Annotated in this window: 7 protein-coding genes and 1 tRNA gene; all 8 read left to right on the top strand. The window is 37.0% G+C overall.

Features of this window, described 5'->3' with window-relative positions:
• Positions 1-276: 276 nt before the first annotated feature.
• Positions 277-350 (top strand) — tRNA-Ile (locus JMN12_RS06615).
• A gap of 695 nt (positions 351-1,045) precedes the next feature.
• Entirely contained in the window at positions 1,046-1,822 is a 777-nt protein-coding gene (locus tag JMN12_RS06610; protein WP_203138161.1) for a type III pantothenate kinase, read from the top strand.
• Complete coding sequence (locus JMN12_RS06605) at positions 1,815-3,089, top strand: hypothetical protein (RefSeq protein WP_203138159.1); 1,275 nt, start codon at positions 1,815-1,817, stop codon at positions 3,087-3,089. The genes JMN12_RS06610 and JMN12_RS06605 overlap by 8 nt, the downstream gene beginning before the upstream one ends.
• 12 nt (positions 3,090-3,101) lie before the next feature.
• The gene (locus JMN12_RS06600) at positions 3,102-4,442 is read left to right on the top strand and encodes a hypothetical protein (protein ID WP_088593431.1); all 1,341 of its coding nucleotides are present in this window, start codon (positions 3,102-3,104) and stop codon (positions 4,440-4,442) included.
• An 88-nt stretch (positions 4,443-4,530) separates the two neighbouring features.
• On the top strand, positions 4,531-4,767 hold the full coding sequence (locus JMN12_RS06595; protein WP_203138158.1) for an XRE family transcriptional regulator: 237 nt from the start codon (positions 4,531-4,533) through the stop codon (positions 4,765-4,767).
• Positions 4,768-4,809: 42 nt separating this feature from the next.
• A complete protein-coding gene (gene lptC, locus JMN12_RS06590) occupies positions 4,810-5,382 on the top strand; it encodes an LPS export ABC transporter periplasmic protein LptC (RefSeq protein WP_198467303.1) in 573 nt (190 codons plus the stop codon).
• Between the two features lie 2 nt (positions 5,383-5,384).
• Positions 5,385-5,570, top strand: coding sequence for a hypothetical protein (locus JMN12_RS06585; RefSeq protein ID WP_203138157.1), 186 nt, complete (start codon positions 5,385-5,387; stop codon positions 5,568-5,570).
• Positions 5,571-5,575: 5 nt separating this feature from the next.
• On the top strand, positions 5,576-5,794 hold the full coding sequence (locus JMN12_RS06580; protein WP_203138163.1) for a uroporphyrinogen decarboxylase: 219 nt from the start codon (positions 5,576-5,578) through the stop codon (positions 5,792-5,794).
• The last annotated feature ends 206 nt before the right edge of the window (positions 5,795-6,000 follow it).

Here is a 6,000-nt window from a genome sequence, read left to right as displayed (position 1 = left end):
ATATAGAGTTGCTCTTTTTTTATTTCATACCTACCTAACCCTACCCTCGCACACCCCCCTCCGATTCCCCCCGAGATGCTCTGAGTTCCCACCTTCCCCAAAAAGACTCCAATTATAAGGCCTCTATTTTGTCCATTATATCTAAAAAAATGGAAATCAAAAGGTAATTTAAAAATTGCACTTGATAGTAGAATTTTAAGAGCTATTTTTTTTATAAAAAAACTTGCACAATTCAAATATTAGTACTACTTTTGCCCCGTCTTATAAGAAAAGATAGGTCTCATAGCTCAGTCGGTTAGAGCATCTGACTCATAATCAGAGGGTCGTTGGTTCGAGCCCAACTGGGACCACTAAAAAAGCCTTGAAAGTCAATCTCTTCCAAGGCTTTTTTCTATTAATAATAGTTTATCATAATTGATTTTACAAAATTTGTGTCGTATCAGCCTTTCTCCGATACCTTCTGACTCTTTCAAAATTCATTTTTGTGCAAATTCGTGAAATTTGTGGGAAACTTAAACTATTATTAACTCAGTTTTTCCCTGTTTTATGGCTTTTCCCATTAGATTCTTTAGCAAACAATTAATATACCTACTACCGAACCAAAAGTAATAGGTAAATTGTCAGAAATAGTCTCTTCTCTAAAATAAGTTTCCTTTGAGTAGGAAAAAAATGTATTCAACAAAAAATACATTACTATCGCAACTGCAACAAGAATGGTTAATGGACAAGTTCTCATAGTGTGAAAATTTAATAAAATGTTAATATCTTTTGAATTTATGTTTTAATCGATGTTATATTCCTTTATATAAACGTGTTATCTTCTAAATGATAAGTAAATAACACATTTTTTATATTTCGTTGTTTTTCTAAATCACCCGGCAAAGATATTAAATAATTAAGAAATCGCAAACAATATTTAACATTTTTTTACTATTAAGATTGAAAAGTAATAAAATAAGCATCTTCTGTCTTTTTAACTTTACTCTAATTCCCTCAAATGGCACTTTTTTTGATATAACTTTTCTTCAGTAAATAAAGCTTTTTTATGAACCTCATTATCGATCAGGGAAATACTGCAGTAAAAGTAGCGCTTTTTAAAGCTCAAAAGCAAGTGTTTTTTAATACTTATACAGCCGAAAATTTTCAGCAACAATTGATGAAAGAGGTCAATTTAACCGAGGTACAACAAGCGATTATCGCTTCGGTGGTAGCAGAAGCCGAAACACGTTTTAGCTTTTTAAAAAAATATTTACCTCACGTGATTTTTGCCTCGAGCACTATGCCTTTGCCCTTTGTAAATAAATATGCTACCCCTCAAACCTTAGGTGTCGACCGTTTGGCTTTAATCGCTGGAGCAATACAGCTTTTTCCCAATCGCAATATACTGGTAATTAGCGCAGGAACTTGTATAACTTTTGATGTGGTTACCCAAAAAAATGAATATCTTGGCGGTGCTATTGCCCCAGGAATTGCTATGCGACTAAAAGCAATGCATCTATTTACCTCCAAACTACCACTTTTAGAACAACAAGACTTTGATAACGAACAGTTTATAGGCAATACTACCGAGAGTTGTATGCTTTCAGGAGTCTATAATAATGTAGTGCGTGAAATCGAAGGTGTCATCGTTCAATACGAAGAAAAATTTGCCAACTTAGCAGTCATTCTCACAGGAGGCAATCAAAAATATTTGCAAGAAAGAATAAAAAAACCGATATTTGCCAACTCATTTGTGTTGCTTGAGGGCTTGAATAATATTTTAGAATACCAAAAACAAACGCAACACTCTATAAATGGACAGTTAAAACAATATGATGAATAAACAGTTAATTACACTTATTATCGCCTTATTAACAACTACTTACGCTGCTTTCGCACAAAAAACAACCGAGTCTCCCTATTCCTTTTATGGCATAGGCGAACGCAATTTCGGCGGAATAGCCGAAGAAAGTGCTATGGGCGGTTTGGGTATTTATGCCGATAGTACCCGTGTAAATATACAAAATCCCGCTGCTCTTTCTCAGCTAAAATTTACCGCTTTTTCAGCTGGATTTACAATGCAACGCAAAAATATTGTTACAAATAACACAAAACTCAATGCCCAATCTTCCTCCTTCAATTATTTTACACTCGGCTTCCCTATAGTCGAAAAATTAGGAGTATCATTTGGGCTAGTGCCCTACTCTTCCGTAGGCTACAAAATTAAAAACACCAAAGCCAACCGAGTTTATCAGTATGAAGGTAACGGAAATGTCAACCAATTCTTTTTATCTACTGGTTATCAAATCTATGGAGGGCTTAGTTTAGGCGCTTCTTTCCGCTATCATTTCGGAACTATTGATATGACCGACCTATACCAGCAAAACAATATCGAGTTCTACACTCAAGAGTTCAGTAAATCACGCCTCACAGGGGGGGCTTTCAATATCGGTTTGTACTACGAAGAAACTCTAAAACACCGTTTGCGATTATATACCTCATTAGTATACACCCCACAAAGCACACTTTCCTCCGAAAACCAACGCAATATCTCTACCCTCAGCTATGTAGCCTCCTCACGAAGCGGCGCTCAGCTCACAGTACGCGAAACCAGAGCTCTCGATTTAGAAGCTACCGGACTCAAAAACACCAAACTCACCTTGCCCACACAAATAGAAGTAGGCTTTGGATTAGGTGAACACCAAAAATGGTTCGCAGGTTTAGAATATACCTATATTAATAATAGTAAGTTCTCAAATCCTTTCCTCACCACTACCGATGTAAGTTACAAAGATAGCTACAAACTCGCCGCTGGTGGATTCTGGATTCCTAACTATCACTCCTTCTCAAGCTATTGGCACAGAGTTACCTACAGAGTCGGTTTGCGCTATGAAAACACCGGAATTGTACTCAACGGACAAAACATCAATTATTTTGGCACGTCTTTTGGACTAAGTCTTCCTGTAAAAGGTTTTTCAAACCTTACCCTCGTCGCTGAATATGGCAAACGTGGTACTACCACAGCCAATTTGATAAAAGAAAATGAGTTTAACCTAAGAATAGGATTCACTTTAAACGACAAGTGGTTCCAACGAACAAAGTATCAATAAAAACAAACAAGAATGAGAAGAAGAATTTTATTAGCCACAATGGTTGCAGGTTTTTTCTTTGCAACTCAAGCCGAAGCTCAGAACTGTAATACTCCTGAGCTCACTCAGAAGCTTTCGATATTTAGCGAATACGCTAAAGCGAAAAACTACAAAGAAGCGTATCCTATTTGGAAAGAAGTATATACTCAATGTCCTACTCTACACTATGCTACCTTTGCTTATGGAGAACGCATCTTGCAGGATAAAATCAGAACTAGTAATGGTGCTGAAAAATCACAATTCGTAAAAGAATTGTTGCAAATGTATACCGATTACAACAAGTATTTCGCTTCCCGTTTCAACGCTACCGAAATGCGCATCCGTCAAGCTCTTTTGATGTTCGACGAAAAAGTTGGCTCTGAACAAGAAATCTACGACCTCTTGCACAAAGCTTTCACTGAGGGCAAAAACGATTTCAAAAACGAAAAAGCCTTATACTTGTATTTCTCCGAGTTAGTTGCCTTGCACGAAAAAGGTCAAAAAGAACTACAAGAAGTATTCGATGCCTACGATAACATTTCAGATAAAATTCAAGACGAAAAAAATGAACTTTCTGAAGTGATCAACAAGTACTTAGCCCAAGAAGAAGCAGGTACAATCAACGAAAAAGACAAAAAATTGCTCGAAGCAAACCGCAAACGTGTCGATAACTACGAAACTATTGCCGAAAGTATCGATGCTAAATTGGGTCAGCTCGCCGATTGTAGCAACCTCATCCCGCTTTACACTAAAAACTATGAGGCTAACAAAACTAACGAAGAATGGTTGCGCCGTGCTGCCGGTAAAATGTCCGATAAAGATTGTACTAAAGACCCTCTTTTCGTGAAGATTGTAACTTCATTGCACCAAGTAAAACCATCAGCAAACTCTGCTTATTACTTAGGAGTAATGAACGACAAATCTGGTAACTCTGCTAAAGCGATTCAATACTACAACGAGGCAGTAAACCTTGAAACTGATAACTTTAAGAAATCTAAACTCCTCATCCGTATCGCTTCTAAACACAGCAAAGCAAGTGCCGTTGCCTATGCTCAAAAAGCGCTTACTTACAACCCTTCAAACTCTGATGCTTATCGTATTATGGCTCACGCCTATGCAAGCTCAGCTAACGAATGCGGTAGCACTTCATTCGAAAAAAGAGCTGTATACTGGCTAGCCGCCAAAACTGCTCGCAAAGGAGGTTTGGAAAGCTTAGCTGCCCGTTATGATGCTTTAGCTCCTTCTAAAGTAGATGTGTTCGAATCAGGATTAGCAGGGAAAACCGTTACCCTCAAATGCTGGATAGGACAATCTGTAGTAGTACCACGTTTGTAATACTATTTGTAATAAAATATAGCTTTATCCGTAGAGATGATACACAAAATCGTCTCTACGGATTATGCTCAAAAAAAACATCTCTATTATGTATACTATTAATCTACAAAACCTACAAACACCACAGTTTTTAACTGATAACAATGGTAAGTCTATCGCTTTGATTCCTGCTGAAGAGTACAAAGCCCTATTAGCTATAGCCGAAATGTACGAAGATTTGGAAGATATTCAAGCCTTCAAAGAAGCTGAAGGAGAAGAGACTGAACCTTTAGATGTTTTTTTAAAACGTGTAGAAAAAAATAGAAGAGTACATTGTAACTGTTGAGATTGTCAAGGTTAGTCATAGAAAAGAAGTCTATAAGAAAAGATGAAAATAAATATTCTTAAAAAGATGATGAGAAGTATTGCTTTACTATTAGGTATGGCAATGCTTTTTTCGTGTAACAACGATATGCGTAACCTGCAACAACTCAGTATCCAAAAAAAATTCCCTCAAGGTGAAGCTTATAACTTCAAACTCGTATATACTGATTCTACTAAAGTAGTTGCCGTTGTTACAAGTCCTCTCAACAAAGATTATACAAACCAACGGATGCCTTATTCCGAATTCCCCGACGGCGTGAAAGTGGAATTCTACGACCAAGCCCGACATAAAAATACCGTCGAAGCGCGCTATGGCATCATCTACCCTTCTTCAGATATCGTAGAACTGCGCAACAATGTAGTACTTACTACCTACGACGGCAAACGCCTAAAAACCGAACAACTCTTTTGGGATCAAAAAGAAGATTGGATTTTTACCGATAAAGAATTTAGTTTTACCGATGAAGCCAAAGGCACCGTTACCAATGGCATAGGTATGGATTTCGATAAGAAATTCTCTACCGTTAAAGCCCATAAAACTACCGGTATTTTGGCTATCGACGACAAAGATGAATAATTATGAACGCACGTATCTTTTTTGAATATGCCTATCTGGCTATCGCTTTTTATTGTGCTTACCAAGTGTATGCCTTATATAATACCCCCGACCGCACTCAGTGGTATATGTACATTGCCTTTACACTCGGTGCATTGGCTATGTTTTGGTTCAGACGCAACACCCGACTTAAAAACCGCAGACGATAATGACTATAGTTAATATTATTGGCTATGCTGCATCACTCTTCATAGTGCTCAGCTTCCTTATTAAGGATAACCTTTTGTACATACGCCTTACCAACTTGGTGGGGTGTGCTCTTTTTGTAATTTATGGATATTTCATTGATAGTATTCCCGTAATTCTGCCCAATGCCTTTTTAGTAGTCGTACAAATCGTGTATATTTGGAGAGAATTAAACAAGAAAAAATAGGCTTTGCTAAACTTTAGTTGTTAGCTATGATATACTAATTTAGCATTATAACAGATTATTGATTTACAGCATTGTATCACAATCTATTCACAAGATAATTCACCGTTAGGTGAAAATTCGTGAGATAATGTAAACTAAAGAGTTTTATACAGTCCTTATTTCGTGTAAATTCGTGTGATTCGTGGGAGATTTAAAATATTTTGCTG

The sequence above is a fragment of the Capnocytophaga genosp. AHN8471 genome (genome assembly GCF_016806945.1).
Taxonomy (GTDB): domain Bacteria; phylum Bacteroidota; class Bacteroidia; order Flavobacteriales; family Flavobacteriaceae; genus Capnocytophaga; species Capnocytophaga periodontitidis.
The sequence above is the reverse complement of the archived record's forward strand: the minus strand, read 5'-3'. Positions and strand labels throughout refer to the sequence as shown.